This is a genomic window from Bacillus sp. CFBP9009 (genome assembly GCF_036541465.1).
Classification (GTDB): Bacteria; Bacillota; Bacilli; order Bacillales; family DSM-1321; genus Peribacillus.
In genome coordinates this window covers 162,999-182,123 of record NZ_JAZHFU010000007.1, presented here as the reverse complement: position 1 = coordinate 182,123, position 19,125 = coordinate 162,999, and the positions used below count along the sequence as shown (strand labels likewise).

The window sequence follows — 19,125 nt, the reverse complement described above, 5'->3', positions numbered from 1 at the left end:
TGAAATCACTCCATTTAACCGTGAACTTAAATTCAATGGTGATGAAATCCTGCGAATAAGCGAGTATTTGTGAGAAAATCGTATTAAACTGAGGGAGTTCCATAAGGAATACTGTTAAGTGACATTAAAGTTGTTTAATTCACAATAAAGTCGTTTAAAACATAATAAAGTTGTTTAAAAACGTCAGTCATGTTATTCCATTAAAGGGCCAGATTGCCGAGGAAACAGTTGAAACATATATATGGAAAATTATTTGAAAGGATATACTAAGATGAGTGCGATGATATTTAACCTTAATTGGGGACATTTTCGCTACCATCGGAGGTTCATTAACAAAGCGTAGTTAGAGGAGGTTAAAATGGAGAAGCAGGCTGTTTTATTTCATTCATTAGAGGGTGAAAAAATCTACTTCAAAGCACTAAGGATAGAGGATGTTCAAGAGATACATCATTATGCGTCAGATCAAGAGGTTTCACGATTTATTGGCTGGAATTTGATGAGTACTTTGGAGGAAACTCGTCAGTTCATTGAAATAATGTTAAAACGTGAGTCGGCAGGAACTCATTTATATTCCTCCATTGTTGAAAAATTAACTCAAGCAATTATAGGAACAGCCATAATTTTCAATTTTGACCAAGAAGCAAACCAAGCTGAAATTGGTTATGTGTTGCATAAACATCATTGGGATAAGGGGTATGGAACAGAGATTGTTGCATTGATAAGTGATTTTGCATTTAAATCACTTAATCTTCATAAGCTCCATGCTATGGTAGTGCATGCAAATATTGGCTCTGCACGGATACTTGAAAAGAACAGGTATGAGTTAGAAGGACGATTAAAAGACCACTATTTTATAGAGGATAAGTATTATGATGCATTACTTTTCGGCAAAATTACTAACCTGGAAACTTAGCGTTCTTGTACAGATAAAATGAAGAGGTTTGTTGACGATAATTTCAATAAAATATAGTCCCTTCTTATTCAATTAAAGGGCGCGATTCTTTAATAAGAATCGCTTTTCTTATAGAACTACCATGAAAATAAGTTTCTTTGAAAATGGAAAAATGACAATACTTAAGAAGACCCTGCTCAATCGTTTAAAAAAAGAGGAGAGCGTTAATTAATTAGTCTATGGATTAGGGTTGACTGGATTAAGGTCAGTATCAGCATTGACACTTCCTAACCATTTTCATTCTTTGTGGTGAATCGCCGATTTTTGCGATTCATAGATGGCTAACGGGTGCGTTCGTATTATAAGGTCGACCAGTAAAAATGAACTGACCCCCTAAAGTTAGACAGGTTATATCGTTAGGCAGCCTGTTGGGCATGAGCTCGGTATTGTACCGGGCTCATGCCTTTTAATTTTGCCTTGATTCGTTTGTGATTATAGTATTCTATATATTTTGCTAGTTCTTGTTTAAAGTGTTCCACACTTTCAAATTCTTTTAGATAAAGAAGTTCCGATTTCATGATACCAAAGAAATTTTCCATAACAGCGTTATCGTAACAATTCCCTTTGCGAGACATACTTTGCGTAATGCCACGTTCCCTAAGGGCATCACGGAATTGTTTCATTTGATAATGCCAGCCTTGATCTGAATGAATAAGGAGAGTATCGTCGTCTGTTAAGCGTTCAAAAGCTTGATCTAACATCGTTGAAATGAGTGAGTAGGTTGGTCTTGAACCGATTGTATACGTAATGATTTCTCCATTAAATAAGTCCAATATCGGAGATACATATAGCTTTTCTCCAAATAATTTAAACTCTGTAATATCCGTAACCCATTTCTCATTTGGTTTTTCAGCTTTGAAATTGCGATCTAAAATATTTAGTGCAATCTTGCCCACAGTTCCTTTGTAAGAGCGATATTTTTTCATACGGACAAGACATTTTAGCCCTAGTTCTTTCATGATACGTTGTACCTTTTTGTGGTTTACTTTGTGTCCGCGATTTCTAAGTTCATCACGAATACGTCGGTAACCAAACCGACCTTCATGTTCATCGAAAACAGATTTAATCAATACTTTCAGTTCTGCATCTGGATCAGGACGACCGAAGTTTTTCACCCAATAGTAATACGTGCTACGCGGAATGTCTGCGAGCTGTATAAGTGCTTTCACCGAGAATGCATTCCTTAATTCATAGACTACTTGTGCTTTGTCTTGTTTGGTGATTTTTCCTTGTTTTGAACTAAGGCATTCAACTTTTTTAAATAGGCATTCTCCATACGTAAACGTTCATTCTCCGCCTGTAAAGCCTCTATTGATCCTTCATCGGGTACTTGAGAATTTGATGTCTTATTATTTTTATTTTTCATGGATGGACGCCCCTTTTTCTTTGATTGTAGGGCATCAAATCCTCCTGTTTCATAAGCAATTTTCCATTTTCGAAGTGTTTCATAAGATGGAATATTAAAAATCGCCGCTGTTTCCCTGATAGACGTCCCGTGTTCGTTCATATAATTGAGTACATCTAGTTTAAACTGTGCGGGGTAGGGTGTATAGCGTTTTTCAAAAGCATCTACACCAAAAAGTTCAATCTTTTAATCCACTGATGGAGTAAACTCGGATGAACACCAATAGATTTAGCAATTGTTTTTCCTCCCTCATTACCATCTTTATATGGTCTTACTGCCTGTATTTTTTCTCCTGAAGAAAATCTCGCCATAAAAAAACTACACCTCCAATTGTAAGTTGTGTCTAACAATTGGGGTGCAGTTCAACGTTAAGGAATCGACTCTTTTAGATTTTCCTGCTTGTACAACATAATTGGTTTTGTGAGGAATTCATCATAAATTTTTTTGACGTATGACATACTTGCACCGGTTAGAGCCTTTGCTGAAGCCTCTGCCCATATTGTCATCCTAACGGGTAGGTTTCCTATATCGCATTGAAATCGATATTTTTCTGCCAGTCTTCATATGATTCAGGATCGATTTTCTTTGCTTGTTCCAGGAATGAATCCAATAACCCCAATTTCTTTAGATCACGAAACATCTTCGGATTATATGGGTCATTCATTGTGAGGCCATCTGAATGATCGATTGCTTTCAGCACATTTCCCTTTGTTACAACAAAATGTCCGATTGAGGTCTTGATTCTAATAAATCCAACTCTCTTTAGTTCCTTTCGAATCATTATGATTTGTTCTGTAAACGATTCGGGAATATCTTGCTTTCCTTTCAAATAATCTTTTAGATTGGGACCTTTTAAATACTCCATAATGACATAGTTTGGTCCGACTTCATATAACCTCGGAACAATATGAGTTTCCTTCGCTGCTTCAAGTGCTTTCCCCTCTTTAGTTGCTGCATTTGGATTGACATAAATTTTTACGCAAAGATCTTCATCAAGTTGAAAAACTGCACCTTGACTTCCTTCCCCAATTAGTTTTAATGTGGTTGGATTATGAATAATAAGTTCTTTTTTACCGTTATTTTCTATTCTCTCAACCTTTATTGATTTAAAATCATCCATCTAATCTTGCACCTCTTTTCTTCTTTTTAATAACCATAACCTATAATATGAAATCATCGATTAGTTGCTTTAGGTTAATAACACTTTTTCACAAAATTAATTCATACCCTCTTTTACTGGGTTCTTAAGGACGAGAAGGAACCTATTAGCAATTGGTGCATAATTCCTTAAGGAAAGCTTTTCCCAGCATTTCTTCAGTGTCTTATGCTCATACACATACAATTAAGAACTTTACAAAAAACATACAAATATATGTACTTGTCCGTTTCGAATCTTTTCTATTTTGCATTTACTATAAAAGAGTAAAAACCAGAAAGGAAATGATTAGAAAGGAGACTTGTGATGGGATACATTGAAGATTTACGTGCTCTCGTTGGGACTAGAGCTTTGTTACTTACGGGGGTCACCGTTTTGGTTATCGATCAGAACAGCCGTTTTCTGATGGTACAATCCGATAAAATGTGGAAATTGCCAGGCGGCTTTATTGAATTAGGAGAATCTGCGGAAGAGGCATGCAGACGTGAAATTTTGGAGGAAACAGGGATTAACATTGGCAACCTTCAATTAATTGGCGTTTTTTCAGGGAAGGACTATTTTACGAAGCTTCCTAATGGTGATGAATACTTTCCAGTCAATATTGCTTACGTGACTGAAGAAATACTCAGCGGAGATTTAAAACCTGATGATATAGAAATACAAAAGGTACAATTTTTTAAATGGTCCGCTTTTCCGCAAGATTTAACTGAACGAGATCGACAAATATTTCAAAGTTTTATCGAAAATTTGATTTTAGAGGGAAGGAAGGGATTGAAATAATGAAGACAATCGCTTTTTACATTAGAGAGCCTATTAAAATAAATCAAGGATTTATGTACAATCAGATCATTATGTTGGATCAATATCGGCCTATTGTAATAGGACCTTACCCAAATAGCGACAATGTTCAATTTCAGTTTGAACATTATTATAATTTAAACGAAATTCAAGACCTTGGAGCCTTCTTTAAGGAGCAAAATGTCGTCGCGATTCATGCTCATCAAGGGAAACATTCCATTGATATTTTACCAACAGCTATAGAGTATGATATTCCTTTGATTGTACATTTTCGAGGACGTGATTCTTCCACTCAAACATATAAGAGATTTCGCAAAAATGTCCTCCGATATCAAAATTTAGTAAAACATGGAGCTGGTTGTTTTGCAGTTTGCCATTTTCTTGCAGATGAATTAAAAAAATTAGGATTTAAAGAAGATAAAATACATGTACTATATGGGGGACTGGATTTAAATTTATACCCATTTGTCCAACGTTCCCTACCTAAGGAAGGAGAAATCCGAATCTTGTCTGTGGCCAGACTTGTCGAGAAAAAAGGATTTCTTACGCTTTTGAAGGCTTTTCAACGGATTCATCAGGAATATCCAAGAACGACACTACACATCATTGGGACAGGCGAAGATGAAGAGAAGATAAGAGCTTTCATTGATGAAAACCAATTAAACGAACGCGTTTTTCTTAGAGGACCAATGGATTCAAACCAAATTTCTAACGAATTAAGAGATTCCCACCTCTTTTGCCTTGCCAGTGAAACAGGCGAAGATGGCGATGTAGAAGGGATCCCGAATGCATTAAAAGAAGCCATGGCAAGCGGTTTACCAGTCATTTCTACCTTTCACGGAGGGATTCCGGAATTGATTGAGCATAAAAAAACAGGATACCTTGTTCCTGAGAAAGATGATTTAAAATTGGCTCAAGGTATAAAATATTTCCTGAGTCATCCAAGAGTATGGAAGAGATATACCAGAAGTGCAAGACAGGTAATTGATGAAAATTTTGATTTGAATAAACAAATAATCGAACAACAAAGGATATACAGCTTAATAGAAAAAAATAACGGAGTTAATTGACATGGAAACCATGGGTCAGTCCAATATCCAGTTGAGCTCGTACAAATATTAATTGGTGGAACGGCTCATGACATTCTTTTTAGCGACGGTAAAAAATATGTAGTGAAATGGAACGGTACTGAAAAAAAGAGTCAACGAAGTAGTAATGAGTATGTAGTCGATAATTTAGCAATGTTCCTTTCCCTTCCTGTTGTCCCCTTCGAACTAGTATATATCCCAGACAAATTCATAAAGAAAATCCCTACATTACATTCCAAAAAATACAAATTCAGTTCAGGATGCGAATATGTGTGTTTATTTATCGATAACCGTATTGTACTAGATGAAGTATTTAAAGCTTTTCCATCCAAGACGAAAGTGAAAAATCACGATATGCTTACCGGAATGGTGGTATTCGATCTTTGGGTGAATAATATTGATCGGACTATGAGCAATTTACTTCTGGAACACCTTAGTGAAGGCGGCTATTTTGTCCATGATTGATCATGGAATATGTTTTCCGGGTGGATATCAGCAGTCCGCAAAAACGCTTACTCAGAAACTGAAATATGATATCCCTTACCAAGAAACTAAACGATGGGCTTCCTCTATGCTTAATGAAGAAGATTTTACATCGTTTGTAGAAAAAATTGTATACCTTCCATACGAATTAACTATGAAGTTACCCAATCCATCCCTGAAGAGTGGGAAGTCGCGAAGGAGGTGGTGAAGCGCTTACATTTTTCTTGTAGAACAGAAAAGTTATTTTCCGAACCTTATAACCAATTTCATCAATCAATACAAGAAATACAAGAGCAATAGTGTTAATAAAAAAGATAAGGTAAAAATGAAAAAGAGCTAGACAAATATTTTTAAAGGAGACAAAGTGATATGACAAAATATCCAGTTCGATATGTACAAACATTAAGGGGCGGAACAGCTCATGTCATTCTTTTCAGCGATGGTAAAGAATATGTCGTGAAGTGGTTCGGTACTAAGAAAGGAAGAGAAAAAGAAGTGGTCAATGAATACCTGATCGGCAAATTGGCAGAGCTCCTTTCACTTCCCGTTATCCCATTTGAGATTTTATATATACCTGAAGAATTTATCAAGAAGACTCCTGAATTACAATCCACTAAACACAACTATAGTTCTGGATACCAATATGGTTGTGTTTTTATTGAAAACAGTACAGTTTTCGAGAATGTTAGAGAAAATCCTCCCACTAAGACGGAGGTTAAAAACCGAGATATGCTTGCCGGTATAACTGTATTCGACCAATGGGTGAATAACTCTGACCGAGGTACGATGAATGTCATTTTGGAAATTCTCAGTGATGGTGGCTATTATGTCCATATGATTGATCATGGCAGAGTTTTTCCGGGACGTTACCAATGGTCTGCTCAAACGCTAAGTGAAACACCGGTATATAACTACCATTGGCCTTTTTATAAATGGGCCTTCTCTCTTCTCGATGATCACAAAGAGCTTACATCGTATATAGAAAAAATAGTGCAATTGCCGAACAAATCGATCTATGAAGTGATCGAATCCATCCCTAATGAGTGGAATGTGAGTACGAAGGATAGAGATGCTCTTTACAAGTTTCTTTTAGAACAGAAAAATAACTTGCCAGATATCGTAGATCGTATCATCCATTATCATAGCAATCCAAAATAACGCTGGTTTCTTCCACAGAAAAAAAAGTAACTCCTTATTTGCTTTAAAGGAGTTACTTTTTTATTTATAAATCTTTCCATTCCATATAGGATTCGGGATCCATTTCTTTTAACTCTTCCAAGAACAATGGTAATAGACCCAACTTTTTTAAACCTTTGAATATCAACTCTGGCCTGTTTCGAATCCTTGTATAGGAGCTATAATGATCTATTACTTTTAATTCCTCTTCCTTAGTTACAATAATGTGGCGCAAATCGGCATCCAATCTGGTAAACTTTAAACGCTTCATTTCTTTAAGCACAAAAAGAATTTGCCTCATCAATTTTTCGGATAGGATTCCTCCAGATTCTAAATATTGGAATAAAGTTGGCCCTTCAAGATATTCCATAATAATATAGTTTTGCCCCACCTCATAAAGCCGTGGAATAGTGGGAGACTCCTGTGCAATTTTCAATACATTCCCCTCTTTAACGGCATATTCTGGTTTTGCACAAATTTTCACACATTTGTCTGAAGAAATTTTAAAAACGGCCCCTTGCGCCCCCTTACCAATCATTGGAAACGACGTTGGATTTTTTATTACATCCACTTTTTTAATCCCTTCAGTAACACAGATAGATTTAAAGTCCTCCACTTTCGATCACTCCTTAACATTTCCTATAATACTATTACTTTTTATCCTTTTTTTCTTTTTTTCTAAGTTTCTTGAACAGCTCTGTAGTGATGATAACGGGTGATAAACCTGCGTCCCCTTATCATTATGCACATTGTGAAAGGAAACGTCTTCCATTAATGATTATAGGGTTGAAAGAATAGCTTATATAACAATATTTTTTAGAAAAAGCCCTTCTATAATAGGAAGAATGATAAAACTTGCACAAAAATGTGTGCAAGTAAGCGTCATTTTTACTCTTATTTGTACAGAAGGAAATAAATTCACGTAAGGATTTTGGTGAAAATACACACATGAAAATCTATACAAAGAGACTTGTGCATATTGTGAGCTTACTATATTTTATGTAAAAGATTAGAGTTTGCTATAGTCAAGCGCCAGGTCAACCAGTAATTTTTACTGGTCGACCTCATAATACGAAGCACTGTTAGTAGAAATAAGAAACAGTTATATAACAACGTTCATGGTATAATTAACATAGAAAAACGCTTACAAAAATATTCCAAACTAATTGTTCGGAAAATTCATTCTTTTGGGAGTCGATGAAAGTTGACAGTGGATAATAAAATAAGTAAAGAACAAACTATTTTTAATCATATTGGAAATAAAATCAAAACGGAAGACAGAGAAATTAATGTGATTGCTAAATTAGAAGAACCTCTAATTGTAGTTTTAGAAAATGTTTTGAGTGACGAAGAATGTGACGGTCTTATTGAATTGTCAAAAGACAAAATGCATCGTTCCAAAATTGGAGTTACGCACGAAGTAAATGAGATAAGAACAAGCAGTAGTATGTTTTTCCAAGAAAATGAATATGACATCATTACCAAAATTGAAAAAAGGATATCAACAATCATGAATATCCCCATTGAACATGGAGATGGTATTCAAATTCTTAAATATACTCCTGGTCAAGAGTATAAAGCTCATTTTGATTTTTTTACATCTTCAAGTATAGCAGCAAAAAATAATAGAATTAGTACAATCATCATGTATTTAAATGATGTGGAGCATGGAGGGGAAACTTTTTTTCCTAAACTGAATTTTTCAGTGTCCCCGCGTAAGGGGATGGCTGTATATTTCGAATATTTCTATAACGATAAAAACATAAACGAACTAACTTTACATGGTGGAGCGCCCGTTATCACTGGGGAAAAATGGGTTGCAACACAATGGATGAGGAGACAAAAAAAATAGTCTGCAGCTTGATAATGTAAACGCTGGACTATAAATGCCTCAATTTTAGGTGCCAAATGAACTAAGGCACCTATTTGTTCATTTGGAATCTGTTTATTTAAAATGGCCAAACGATGAAATTAAAAAAGAATGATCAATAGTCTAAACTAACACTGGTTCGGCCTTTTGAGCTCCAAAATTTCCGAGCACTCTTGATCCTAACAATCGATTCGCCTATCAAGGTTTCAAAACACGCTTTTACCCTAGGATTTTCATTAAGTTTGATTTAAAAATAATCTGCATGTATTTAAACACTATTCATTTACCTTTGTTGCTCTTTCTAAAATTATCGTAATCAGTCTTAATGTAATGAAATACCTTCGCGTTGCCATTATGGTCTGGATGAGTTATTTTTAATAACCCTTTATATTCTGCTAATACTTCTTTATTGCTCGCCATTTTAGAAAGCCCTAGTTTTTCACTATAATCATTTGATTGAGTAGTGGAGTCAATATTGTAATTGTTTCTGATATTTTCTTTTAATTTTATCAATTCATTACGTAATTCAATATTTTCTTTTAATAAATCCTTTGTTTCATTTTGTAATTCACTTATCTCATTCTTTAGTATGGCAACTTCCTTTTTGAACATATCCCTTTGCTGAATCAATATTCTTTTTGCAGTTTCATGAAGTTCTTCGATTCCTTCTATATGCTTATCTTGAGTTTGTATTTTCAATTTTAATCGGTGTATGATTTCGTCCTTATTTTGATCTATAAAATCATTTATAGCCAGCTTTGAAGCAGTTTCATCGCTTATGTATCCAGTTTTTCTAATCCCGTTTCCTCCCTCATATTTAATCTTACCTTCACGAAGCCAGCGCCTAACAGTTTGTATGCTATTATTTTCTGTTATTCCTGCATCTTTTAACATTTCAAATGCTTGATCTGTGTCATCCATTATGTATCCAGTTTTTCTAATCCCGTTTCCTCCCTCATATTTAATCTTACCTTCACGAAGCCAGCGTCTAACAGTTTGTATACTGCTGCTTTCTGTTACTCCTGCATCCTTTAACAGGTCGAAAGCTTGATCTGTGTTCACGTTGTTCCCCCTTCCCCCTTATTACGCAATGTAATATTACTTAGATTGATATTAGCCTATTAAAAGGAAAATATTTACAAACAATGAGGCTAATTTGTATGCCAATGTTTTAAATGATAGCATAGCCATTTTCTAAACAAAGAACAAACAGATGAAGAATATATGACGAATATCACAGAGAGATAACGATAAGGTATCAAAGTTAAAAGTGGGACCAGAACATGGCCCGGAAAATTGTAGATAAAGGGCAAATGACAGCGAGAGCCCGTATGGCAGTGATTAAAGCACGTGAATTGACCCGGAGGAAAAGTGTTTTATTTTGGAATCTTTCTGAAGGCCTATATAATTCATAAACGTGGTCTTACCTGACATGCTATGCTACCGTGCAGGAATGAACTTAGACAGCATAGGAAAAGCGATAGGTATCATACCTATAATTCCATAAGTAGTACCGCAATCAACACGTGGATTTACAATGTTAAGGATACGCCAATATTAAAAAAACCAATCTCTCAGTGATATAAAATTGAGAAATTGGTTTTTTTTATTACGGTTGCAACTAAGTCACCAAAGCAGCTGCTATTAATTAACTAGATATTATTGTTGACCCTCTGTATACACTTGAAAGGTTACACCGAATTTGTCTGTTACAATTCCATATGCAGGGCTGAAAAAAGCTTCCTGCAGCGGCATTTTCACTTCTCCGCCTTGAGACAAAGTTTCAAAGATTCTTTTTGATTTTTCAATATCGTTAATTGAAATACAGATCGTGACTTGATCTCCAGAGTGACTGGGTTGACCTGGAAACGTATCGGAAAACATGAGATCCGTTTCCCCAACCCTTAACATTGCGTGTGCCACAAGATTTTTTGCTTCTTCTGGCAGAGGAAATTCCGGATTTTCTGGCATTTCTCCAAAAGATTGATTAAAAAGGACTTTTGCATCCAATGCTTGTTCGTAAAATTGGATCGCTTCCTTCGCATTTCCGTTCATCATTAAATATGGAGATAATCGTATAGTCATAATTAAATTGCTCCTTTTGCTATAGTTTTTTACAAAGCTTAACTTAGATTTCCAAGCTTCCTTTTGAACTGGTCAATGGCAATAACCACTATACCATTATTACCCATGATTGTATTTTATAACAAAGAACATGTGTTCGTCAATAAAAATTGTCTGAAAACTATAAATTATTTTGGTTATTAACGAATGAAAAGATGATTGTTTCAACCTTGCAGTATTGTCATTTCGCAAAGTATGTCACGATAACGCAGTCATTGGAAACTTTTGTTGATTAGCTTTTCAAACAAGAACAAGGTTAAATGAAAAAGGCATGCCCCCGGTAGATTACCGGTTTCATGCCCTCATGACTGCCTAATGAAGAAAATGTTCAATTTTTCAGGGTCGCTGTTATAACGTTTATTCTTATTAACTTGCTTTTATTTCTGAATCTTGTCCTTTTTTAAGGGAAGGTAACTTAGAATCTATCGATAGGAATCGGCTTCCATTTAAAACTAGATGAAGTGCAATAATCATAAGGACGAGATCCAGTTCGTACCCTGAAGCTTCTCCACTCCCCATAAAACCTGCAGGGAATTTAACATAAACAATTGCACCAGCCATGATGAATACAAGGAGGGCAGATATTATTCTTGTTCCAAGACCTAAAATTAAAGCAATTCCTCCAAACAATTCAATAACACCGACTACATAGGCCATAAATCCCGGAATGCCTATACTTTGAAACCATCCTGAAGTGTTCTCTAACCCACCTTGGAATTTTGACAATCCATGTAACAAAAACGAAATTCCCAACATAACTCTTAATAAAAAGGTACCGATCTCTTGTTTATTCATGTCACATCTCCTTTTTTTATTTTACACTACAAAGTGTAGTGTAAAGTGGTAAAAAAATCAAGTGAAAGTCATCAGACAATCACTATTGTCATTCCCAAAAGTATAAGCAAAACATAAATAGAAACAAAAATCGTAGTAGTTTCAGCCCTCAAAGGAATTTTTTTATGGGGATCGATTAATTGCTGAAGTCTATAGTTAACTGATTCATTGGAGAAGTGGACAAGGACGGGCGAGGATTTATCACTGTAACCATGTTTAATTAACTTCAACAAAGCAGTACTTATGCCTAATTCAGTCCCCATTTTATTTATCGCATTTTCGTCGGCTGATAATTCACTTATTATTTTGTAATTTTTATGACACCATTTTGTCAGTGGGACAAACCATAAAGCATCTGATATCAACTGTAAAATAAAGATTACCAGCGGATGATATTTTTTTTGGTGAAAAGCTTCATGCTCTACTACCGCTTCTAGCTCATCCAAGTCCAATAATTTAATTAAACCCGAACTGAACACAATGAATGGCCGCCAAAAACCAAGCGTAAACGCAAGAGGCTGATCAGCATTCACAACTAAGATATCATTGTTGACCCGGTTGAATGTTTCATTTATAAACCTTGTCTTTTCTACATTTTTGGAAAGAAAAAGCTTTTGTTTAAACCTTCTGGATAAGAAATATTGCTCTGCAATTTTGAATAGGGTGCTCAATATGCTATAAGATATTATTATACTGAGCAGGGTGACGACTACAAAATAGTATACTGAATCTTCCTTGAATAGACTAAAGCAAAATTTAAAAAAGTTGGCTTTAATATTCACACCAAAAAAGATGTGTACCAAAAACGCTCCCATTTGGCACCATACTATACAGGCAATTAAAAGACTCAGGCTTATCACAAAATAAGACTTCCTCTTCCACATTATAATTTATCCTTTTTTAACGATTGAATTTTTTGTTCCAATTTTTCAATTAAACCTTGGTCAGCGTCTTTCATGGCATCCAGCATATGGCTTATGACCGCTCCACCAAATTCATCGAGCAAATTCTCAGTCAATTTCTTTGACTGCTCTTCTAAAAACTCCGCTTTGGATTGAACCGGGCGAAATAATGAGAGCCTTCCTTCAGACCTCTTTTCAAGAATGCCTTTTTCGACTAAACGATTCATGACGGTCATTACTGTGTTGAAATTGATAGGTTTATCAAGTTCCAATGATTGCTGAACCGCTTTGATGCTCTGTTCATCTTTATCCCATAAATATTCCATGATATTAGCTTCCAATGGACCAAAGAAACGATTCAGTCCAACTTCATCATATTTAAAATTTTTAATATTCATCCTTTACCACCTCCCACTACAAATTGTAGTGGATATCACTGTTACAATCAAGTTTCATCTGGAAGATTAGTATCACGAATTTCTCTAGATTGACTTTAATTGAATTTTTTAAAAAACTTTTGGCCTTGCTTTTTACCAAGTTCATCTGGTTCAGACCACTATTACACTCCACTACCTTTTTTCAGTAGCAATGTTCATCCGTTCCTTTTTCCTTTTAAGCGTTTTAGACTAAATAACGAGCCTTTTGCAGGCTCGTTTCACTAATTAATAGTATCCCTTTGTGCAAGTTTCTCTATTTCATCAGAATTATAAAAATGATATCCTTTTGCCGTCGTTTGGGCTGCAGCGTACATTGCAGCAGCTACTTTGTTTGCTTCTATTGCACGATATGGACGTAAAGGGCCTACAAAGACAAATTTTACAAAAGTACTTAGCAGCCCAGAAATCTTTTCACCTGCCCTGAATTCCTTGCGTTCTCCTAGAAGTAAGGAAGGGCGGAATATATGCACAGTATTCATTTCCAGGCGTTGTAGTGTTCCTTCCACATCTCCCTTAACACGACTGTAAAAAAACTTTGATTTGGAATTGGCTCCCATGGCCGTAATGACGAGTAATTTTTCAACATTGGATGTCTTCGCCATTTTAGCTGCTTCGATTACATAGTCATAATCAACTTTACGAAAAGCTTCCTTCGATTTAGCCTTTTTGATCGTTGTACCCAAACAAATGAAAACATCGGTGACGTTGAACAAATAGGCATACTGGGACAAATTATCGAAATCCACAACATGTCCTGTGCACTTGGGCTCCGTGAATTTCATTTCCCTTCTTGTCATCAAATGGATTTCACTATAGGTTTTGCTGTTGCTTATTTCTTTAACCAACTGGGTGCCGACCACACCTGTAGCGCCTAAAATCATTGCCGTCTTATTAGTCATGATTTCCCACTTTCCTTCATTAGCTGCTGAATAATATAGGACTAAGATAAATGATGCACTTGATTGAAATCATCAATTATCCAAGAATCGACTTCAAATCTTATCGTACTCAAACATGCATTGAACAAGCGCATTTCATTTGATACGATTGACTCGTTTGACATCAAGCGTAAAATAAAATGAATGACTGCACCATGTGCAACAAGTATAACTTTTTTCTCAGGATACTCCTTCTGAATTTCCTGAAGTCCATTCATCAGCCTGCTTCGTAAAGATTCCTCATTTTCCTGACCAGGATAATCTTTATCAATGAATGCTGACGCCCTTTCAGCTGCTGTCATTCCTTCAGCGACGCCAAAGTTCTTTTCAATGAATTCCATTTTTTCAATGACCGGGACTTCAATATAATGCGAAATGATATCTGCCGTTTCCCTTGCCCTTTTTAGAGGGCTCGAAATAATCACATCCCAAGAAGCCTCTTTTGATAAGAATTCACCACATTGCCGTGCCTGTATCCTTCCTAGTTCATTTAAAGGAATATCAGTCTGCCCCTGCAGTTTCCCTAGTGCATTCCAATCTGTTTGACCATGCCGCACTAAACAGATAGTAGTAATTTTCCTCAAACCCTTCTATGTAGATTGTTATTTTTTCACTTCTTCAATGATGGAGTGTCCTTCAGTCTGTTCTAGATCTGACCATTTCCATTTTTCATGCAATCGTATCCTACCATCTGGCAATAATTCAGGAGTGGAAAGACAGCTGCCTCCTCTAATTTCACCTTTTTCATTGATATGATTATACCTGAATTCTAAGGAACCATCCATATTGACAAGCCCTATTAAAGTTCCTTTAACAATCTCTCCACCATGATAACTTGCTAAAAGAATTGAGCCTTCTTGTGAATAGTGGAAGGAAGTATTTCCTGATACTTCTCCATTTTCAGAATTGACTAGAGCTTTGAAAATCCTACCATCATAATTAAACATCATCATTCCCCCATATGAATTAATAAGGATAATGATAACAAATTAATCAAAAAATGAATATTCAAAAATCTTATAGGATTTTAATTCTGTGTCAATGGAAATGACACAAAAAATACATAATATTCCCCATTGAATTCCCCTATTATGTTGTGGTTAGATTATGGAAGATGTTACTTATGGAATGAACAATTCCTTAGTTGAAACGTCTAATCAAACTGGAAGATGTTGGTGAGGTGCTCAAGTGAAAGAAATACTTCTGATTCTACTATTACAACTTATTTATGTTCCGATTTATACGTTGCGAACCATTTTCTTAGTAAAAAATATTACCATACTTGCCTCGATACTGGGTATCGCAGAAATGTTAATATACGTTTTTGGATTATCCCTAGTATTTGGCGGTGACCAAAGCATACTCGCCATGGTTGTATATGCAGTCGGTTTTGGAATCGGAATAATTTTTGGTACGAAAATTGAGCAAAAACTTGCCATCGGTTTTATTAATGTAACCGTAAATACTCAAACCAAAAATGAACAGTTGGTAGATACATTGAGGAACAACGGATTTGGTGTAACTCTTTATACGGGCGAGGGCCGGGATAGCAACCGGTATCGGATGGAAATTTTGACAAAACGCAATCGGGAACAAGAATTGATAGCAACCGTTGAAAAGTTTGAACCTAAGGCTTTCATCATTTCATATGAACCACGTTATTTTAAAGGTGGTTTTTTATTGGACCGGTTGAAAAATAAAGCAAGCTGAATGAAATGCAAAAGCCCATCTTGTTATGATGGGCTTTTGTATTATTTCGTTGTTGATTTTCTAATCTTCACTGCCCTCGTTACCGGCTGTTTTTTGATCCACTTTAAGTATTTCTTTAATGCTTCATCATCTTTTAACAAAGGCACGGTATATAGTCGGATGGCCAGCTCTCGGTTTGAATACAGTGCATGAATCTGTTTGTGACAAGATTTACAGAGATAGGCAATGGGTAAATGGCTGCCACCTAATTCTCTAGGTGTTAAATGATGGATGGTCAGTTCTATCTCACCCCTGTCACAAAGCTCACAAGTACCTTTCATCTCATTAATCGGCCGTTAAGGCTTAACGGATTTTCCTTCTTCAACAATATGAAACATCAAATGGGCAAGATGATGGATTGGTCCATACTCTTCATTGTCATCATCTTCTTCATCTTCCACTTCCACTTCATCCATGCCTTGTAAATAAAGTGCCATGAACTCATAAAAATCATTTTTAGTAAAGGAGTAACAATCACTTGGATCCTGTTTATCTTCTTCATACTGTAAAACTAGATGAGATAAATCACCCTCATCATCTTCAGCATCAAAAAATACAAAATATCCGATATTTGTATCCAGTTCAAATAGTCTGCGAAAACCGCGTGATGTTGCTTTTTCAAACTCAGCCGCCGTCAATTTTTGCACTTGCATGCTGTCTACATTATCTTCTTGATGAAAGCCCACGATAAATGTGTTCATAACAAACCTCCTGTTGAATATGGATAACCATTAGTATCCCCATTTAACCGAATTTATTCCATTTAGAGGTTTGTTTCCAAGACGACCGGGCAATGATCGCTGCCCATGACATCGCAGTGAATATTAGCCTCTATTAAAGATTCCGCCAGACGTTTTGAAACAATGAAATAATCGATTCTCCATCCTATATTCCGCTCCCTAACTTTTGCCATATATGACCACCAAGAGTAGGCCCCTTCCTGGTCTGGATAAAAATGGCGAAATGTATCGATAAATCCTGCATCAAGTAATTCAGTCATCTTTCCACGCTCTTCATTAGTGAAACCGGAATTCCCAATATTGGATTTTGGGTTTTTCAAGTCGATTTCCTGATGTGCAACATTTAGGTCCCCACAAAAGATAACCGGCTTCACCAAGTCCAGTTCACTAAGATAATCTATCATCCCATCTTCCCATTCGAGACGGTAATCAAGCCTTGATAAATCCCTTTTTGCATTGGGGGTATAAACGTTCACCATATAGAAATTTTCGAATTCCAGTGTTATGATCCTTCCTTCCGGCTCCTCGTCCAGCTCCCCTACACCATATTTCACTGAAAGCGGTTTTTCCTTCGTGAAAATGGCTGTACCTGAATATCCTTTTTTCAGTGCATAATTCCAATATTGATGGTACCCTTCCAACTCAAGTGTAATCTGTCCTTCTTGAAGCTTAGTTTCTTGCAGGCAAAAAATATCTGCATTCACATCTTTAAAGTAATCTAAAAATCCTTTTTTAACACAAGCTCTAATTCCATTCACATTCCAGGAAACCAATTTCATATTCTCTTAAATTCTCCTTATGGCCAATTAATTTCTTTACATTTCAACTATACTATTTATCTGCTATTTTTCCCATTAGAGTACATTCGAAAACAATCTGGCAAATGATTCTTTTGAACGTTCCAGCAACCCCCGATTGTTATACCTAATAGGATCTAGTTTGTCACTATCCATCATATCCTCTTTGTAGTGAGTGATGAGATCTTCAATGGAACGGCTGCCCATTAGAAAGACATTCACTTCAAAATTCAGATGAAAACTCCTCATATCCATGTTTGCCGTCCCTATGGAAGCCATATCACCATCTACGATAATAAGTTTCTGATGTAGAAAACCTTTTTTATACGTGTATACCTCTACACCGAATTGAAGCAGCTCCCCGAAATAGGAGCGACTGCCGTATTGGGTTAAAAACCCATCATTTACTGCCGGAACCATAAGCCTAACTTGTATCCCCTTAAGTGCGGCATGTTTAATTGCTGCTTTAATCGCTTGATTTGGTACGAAGTATGGACTTGCAATCCAGATTGATTTTGTGGCGCTAGTAATAAGTGAATAGTAAAAATCACTCATGATTCCCTGTTGTGTATCAGGTCCGCTTGCCACCACCTGGACAGCTCCATCCCTTTGTTCCACTATATTGTTGAATTCTGGACGCTCTTCTAATACATCTTCCCCACTGACATATTCCCAATCCAAAAGGAAAACAGTATGAAGCATATATACCGCTTCACCTTTAAGGACCATATGTGTATCTCTCCAAAATCCGATCGTTTTATTTCGCCCTAAGTATTCCTCTCCTACGTTTAAACCTCCAACAAAGCCAACTTCCCCATCAATGATGATTATTTTCCGGTGATTCCTAAAATTAAACTTTTGATTAAAAAAACCATGTTTCAATGGTGAAAATGGATAAGCCTTTATCCCTGCATTTTTCATCCGTTTAACTTCATTATTTGAAAGGCTTAAACTACCGGCAGCATCAAAAATGAATAAAACTTCAACGCCATTTTTCACTTTTTCAATAAGGATATCTATAATTTCAGTACCAAGCCTGTCGGAACGAAAAATATAATATTCTATATGAATGAACTTTTCAGCTTTTTTTAACTGTTTAATGATTTCGGTAAACGTTTCGTTACCATTTTTCAACACTTCCGTTTGCGATGATGTACTAATGGTGGTCTCAGATGCATTTTTGGCAAAAGCTGCGAATGATTGCTGATGATTATTCAAGAACGATAAATCTGGCGATGATACATGTGTGACAAGACTCTTCCATTCTTCGCGATCTTTTTTCCTTTTACTTCGAAATAAATACCCTTTTAAATAAAGCTGACCTGAAAATAGATAAAATACATATCCAAATACCGGGAAAAACAAAAGTACATACATCCATAAAAGGGTCTCGTGAGCAAATCTATTTTCCAGCATGAGTGAAAACATGGTAATAAACATGACAAAAATATACAATCCAATAAAAAATAGCTTCACGTCGAAGCTAACATGAGTGAACAGGATCATATAAACTGCAGCAATTAAAATAAATAAAAATACAAATTCCATTCTTCTTCTTTTCATCGTTTCATTCTCCTACACAGCAATATTTTATATATATCTAAACATATACCCATATTTGATGGTAAAAGAAACAAAACACTTACGAAAACAATATTCGTAAGTGTTTTTTGTGT

At 35.8% G+C, this 19,125-nt stretch carries 21 protein-coding genes and 2 pseudogenes; 8 read left to right on the top strand and 15 right to left on the bottom strand.

The window, feature by feature from the left end:
* Positions 1-358: 358 nt before the first annotated feature.
* Positions 359-913, top strand: coding sequence for a GNAT family N-acetyltransferase (locus tag V3595_RS18245; RefSeq protein ID WP_063236547.1), 555 nt, complete (start codon positions 359-361; stop codon positions 911-913).
* Between the two features lie 395 nt (positions 914-1,308).
* On the opposite strand, the pseudogene V3595_RS18240 reads toward V3595_RS18245, so the two are convergent.
* Both V3595_RS18240 and V3595_RS18235 read right to left on the bottom strand, forming a co-directional pair.
* Positions 1,309-2,668, bottom strand: a pseudogene (locus tag V3595_RS18240) (IS3 family transposase).
* 212 nt (positions 2,669-2,880) lie between these two features.
* On the bottom strand, positions 2,881-3,477 hold the full coding sequence (locus V3595_RS18235; protein ID WP_485908657.1) for a serine/threonine protein kinase: 597 nt from the start codon (positions 3,475-3,477) through the stop codon (positions 2,881-2,883).
* A gap of 342 nt (positions 3,478-3,819) precedes the next feature.
* Between V3595_RS18235 and V3595_RS18230 the strand changes: the two genes are divergently transcribed.
* The 4 genes from V3595_RS18230 (at position 3,820) to V3595_RS18215 (ending at position 7,040) form a co-directional block, all read left to right on the top strand.
* The gene (locus tag V3595_RS18230) at positions 3,820-4,293 is read left to right on the top strand and encodes an NUDIX hydrolase (RefSeq protein WP_485908656.1); all 474 of its coding nucleotides are present in this window, start codon (positions 3,820-3,822) and stop codon (positions 4,291-4,293) included.
* Positions 4,293-5,381 (top strand): glycosyltransferase, encoded by a 1,089-nt coding sequence (locus tag V3595_RS18225; protein ID WP_485908655.1) that lies wholly within the window; start codon positions 4,293-4,295, stop codon positions 5,379-5,381. Before V3595_RS18230 ends, V3595_RS18225 begins: the two co-directional genes overlap by 1 nt.
* Before the next feature lie 45 nt (positions 5,382-5,426).
* Positions 5,427-5,864, top strand: a complete 438-nt coding sequence (locus V3595_RS18220; RefSeq protein WP_485908667.1) for a HipA family kinase — start codon at positions 5,427-5,429, stop codon at positions 5,862-5,864.
* A 387-nt stretch (positions 5,865-6,251) separates the two neighbouring features.
* Positions 6,252-7,040 carry a HipA family kinase gene (locus V3595_RS18215; RefSeq protein WP_485908654.1) on the top strand — a complete coding sequence of 263 codons (789 nt, stop codon included), beginning with the start codon at positions 6,252-6,254 and terminating at the stop codon, positions 7,038-7,040.
* 64 nt (positions 7,041-7,104) lie between these two features.
* Here the strand turns inward: V3595_RS18215 and V3595_RS18210 are convergent, their stop codons facing one another.
* Positions 7,105-7,674, bottom strand: coding sequence for a hypothetical protein (locus V3595_RS18210; protein WP_485908653.1), 570 nt, complete (start codon positions 7,672-7,674; stop codon positions 7,105-7,107).
* A 588-nt stretch (positions 7,675-8,262) separates the two neighbouring features.
* Between V3595_RS18210 and V3595_RS18205 the strand changes: the two genes are divergently transcribed.
* Positions 8,263-8,910 (top strand): 2OG-Fe(II) oxygenase, encoded by a 648-nt coding sequence (locus tag V3595_RS18205; protein ID WP_485908652.1) that lies wholly within the window; start codon positions 8,263-8,265, stop codon positions 8,908-8,910.
* 297 nt (positions 8,911-9,207) lie between these two features.
* On the opposite strand, the gene V3595_RS18200 is transcribed toward V3595_RS18205, so the two are convergent.
* Positions 9,208-9,990: a hypothetical protein gene (locus V3595_RS18200; RefSeq protein WP_485908651.1), complete on the bottom strand. Its 783-nt coding sequence runs from the start codon at positions 9,988-9,990 to the stop codon at positions 9,208-9,210.
* A 224-nt stretch (positions 9,991-10,214) separates the two neighbouring features.
* Here V3595_RS18200 and V3595_RS18195 point away from each other — a divergent pair.
* Positions 10,215-10,307, top strand: a pseudogene (locus tag V3595_RS18195) (hypothetical protein); the annotation flags it as partial.
* A gap of 280 nt (positions 10,308-10,587) precedes the next feature.
* Here V3595_RS18195 and V3595_RS18190 read toward each other — a convergent pair.
* From V3595_RS18190 to V3595_RS18160, 7 genes are all read right to left on the bottom strand, one after another.
* The gene (locus V3595_RS18190) at positions 10,588-11,013 is read right to left on the bottom strand and encodes a VOC family protein (protein ID WP_485908650.1); all 426 of its coding nucleotides are present in this window, start codon (positions 11,011-11,013) and stop codon (positions 10,588-10,590) included.
* Between the two features lie 405 nt (positions 11,014-11,418).
* Positions 11,419-11,847 (bottom strand): DoxX family protein, encoded by a 429-nt coding sequence (locus tag V3595_RS18185; RefSeq protein ID WP_485908649.1) that lies wholly within the window; start codon positions 11,845-11,847, stop codon positions 11,419-11,421.
* Positions 11,848-11,918: 71 nt separating this feature from the next.
* Positions 11,919-12,701: a M56 family metallopeptidase gene (locus V3595_RS18180; RefSeq protein WP_485908666.1), complete on the bottom strand. Its 783-nt coding sequence runs from the start codon at positions 12,699-12,701 to the stop codon at positions 11,919-11,921.
* A gap of 68 nt (positions 12,702-12,769) precedes the next feature.
* Positions 12,770-13,186, bottom strand: a complete 417-nt coding sequence (locus V3595_RS18175) for a BlaI/MecI/CopY family transcriptional regulator (RefSeq protein ID WP_101225362.1) — start codon at positions 13,184-13,186, stop codon at positions 12,770-12,772.
* A gap of 260 nt (positions 13,187-13,446) precedes the next feature.
* Positions 13,447-14,124 carry an NAD(P)H-binding protein gene (locus tag V3595_RS18170; protein ID WP_485908648.1) on the bottom strand — a complete coding sequence of 226 codons (678 nt, stop codon included), beginning with the start codon at positions 14,122-14,124 and terminating at the stop codon, positions 13,447-13,449.
* Positions 14,125-14,165: 41 nt separating this feature from the next.
* On the bottom strand, positions 14,166-14,738 hold the full coding sequence (locus tag V3595_RS18165; RefSeq protein ID WP_485908665.1) for a histidine phosphatase family protein: 573 nt from the start codon (positions 14,736-14,738) through the stop codon (positions 14,166-14,168).
* 27 nt (positions 14,739-14,765) lie between these two features.
* On the bottom strand, positions 14,766-15,110 hold the full coding sequence (locus V3595_RS18160) for an avidin-fold protein (RefSeq protein ID WP_485908647.1): 345 nt from the start codon (positions 15,108-15,110) through the stop codon (positions 14,766-14,768).
* Positions 15,111-15,351: 241 nt separating this feature from the next.
* On the opposite strand from V3595_RS18160, the gene V3595_RS18155 reads away from it, so the two are divergent.
* Complete coding sequence (locus tag V3595_RS18155) at positions 15,352-15,873, top strand: DUF2179 domain-containing protein (protein ID WP_063233682.1); 522 nt, start codon at positions 15,352-15,354, stop codon at positions 15,871-15,873.
* A gap of 41 nt (positions 15,874-15,914) precedes the next feature.
* Here V3595_RS18155 and V3595_RS18150 read toward each other — a convergent pair whose 3' ends face one another.
* The 4 genes from V3595_RS18150 to cls form a co-directional block, all read right to left on the bottom strand.
* Positions 15,915-16,193 (bottom strand): HNH endonuclease, encoded by a 279-nt coding sequence (locus V3595_RS18150; protein ID WP_485908646.1) that lies wholly within the window; start codon positions 16,191-16,193, stop codon positions 15,915-15,917.
* 15 nt (positions 16,194-16,208) lie between these two features.
* On the bottom strand, positions 16,209-16,613 hold the full coding sequence (locus V3595_RS18145) for a cytosolic protein (RefSeq protein WP_485908645.1): 405 nt from the start codon (positions 16,611-16,613) through the stop codon (positions 16,209-16,211).
* Positions 16,614-16,675: 62 nt separating this feature from the next.
* Positions 16,676-17,431 (bottom strand): exodeoxyribonuclease III, encoded by a 756-nt coding sequence (locus V3595_RS18140; protein ID WP_485908644.1) that lies wholly within the window; start codon positions 17,429-17,431, stop codon positions 16,676-16,678.
* A 75-nt stretch (positions 17,432-17,506) separates the two neighbouring features.
* Positions 17,507-19,012 carry a cardiolipin synthase gene (gene cls, locus V3595_RS18135; protein ID WP_485908643.1) on the bottom strand — a complete coding sequence of 502 codons (1,506 nt, stop codon included), beginning with the start codon at positions 19,010-19,012 and terminating at the stop codon, positions 17,507-17,509.
* Between the last annotated feature and the right edge of the window lie 113 nt (positions 19,013-19,125).

What these genes read in the sequence shown, in the direction of transcription:
- V3595_RS18170 (WP_485908648.1), bottom strand. Translation starts at nt 14,124, where the DNA reads ATGACTAATAAGACGGCAATGATTTTAGGCGCTACAGGTGTGGTCGGC.
- V3595_RS18160 (WP_485908647.1), bottom strand. Translation starts at nt 15,110, where the DNA reads ATGTTTAATTATGATGGTAGGATTTTCAAAGCTCTAGTCAATTCTGAA.
- V3595_RS18225 (WP_485908655.1), top strand. Translation starts at nt 4,293, where the DNA reads ATGAAGACAATCGCTTTTTACATTAGAGAGCCTATTAAAATAAATCAA.
- V3595_RS18235 (WP_485908657.1), bottom strand. Translation starts at nt 3,477, where the DNA reads ATGGATGATTTTAAATCAATAAAGGTTGAGAGAATAGAAAATAACGGT.
- V3595_RS18145 (WP_485908645.1), bottom strand. Translation starts at nt 16,613, where the DNA reads ATGAACACATTTATCGTGGGCTTTCATCAAGAAGATAATGTAGACAGC.
- V3595_RS18185 (WP_485908649.1), bottom strand. Translation starts at nt 11,847, where the DNA reads ATGAATAAACAAGAGATCGGTACCTTTTTATTAAGAGTTATGTTGGGA.
- cls (WP_485908643.1), bottom strand. Translation starts at nt 19,012, where the DNA reads ATGAAAAGAAGAAGAATGGAATTTGTATTTTTATTTATTTTAATTGCT.
- V3595_RS18215 (WP_485908654.1), top strand. Translation starts at nt 6,252, where the DNA reads ATGACAAAATATCCAGTTCGATATGTACAAACATTAAGGGGCGGAACA.
- V3595_RS18230 (WP_485908656.1), top strand. Translation starts at nt 3,820, where the DNA reads ATGGGATACATTGAAGATTTACGTGCTCTCGTTGGGACTAGAGCTTTG.
- V3595_RS18245 (WP_063236547.1), top strand. Translation starts at nt 359, where the DNA reads ATGGAGAAGCAGGCTGTTTTATTTCATTCATTAGAGGGTGAAAAAATC.
- V3595_RS18175 (WP_101225362.1), bottom strand. Translation starts at nt 13,186, where the DNA reads ATGAATATTAAAAATTTTAAATATGATGAAGTTGGACTGAATCGTTTC.
- V3595_RS18140 (WP_485908644.1), bottom strand. Translation starts at nt 17,431, where the DNA reads ATGAAATTGGTTTCCTGGAATGTGAATGGAATTAGAGCTTGTGTTAAA.
- V3595_RS18150 (WP_485908646.1), bottom strand. Translation starts at nt 16,193, where the DNA reads ATGAAAGGTACTTGTGAGCTTTGTGACAGGGGTGAGATAGAACTGACC.
- V3595_RS18180 (WP_485908666.1), bottom strand. Translation starts at nt 12,701, where the DNA reads ATGGGAGCGTTTTTGGTACACATCTTTTTTGGTGTGAATATTAAAGCC.
- V3595_RS18190 (WP_485908650.1), bottom strand. Translation starts at nt 11,013, where the DNA reads ATGACTATACGATTATCTCCATATTTAATGATGAACGGAAATGCGAAG.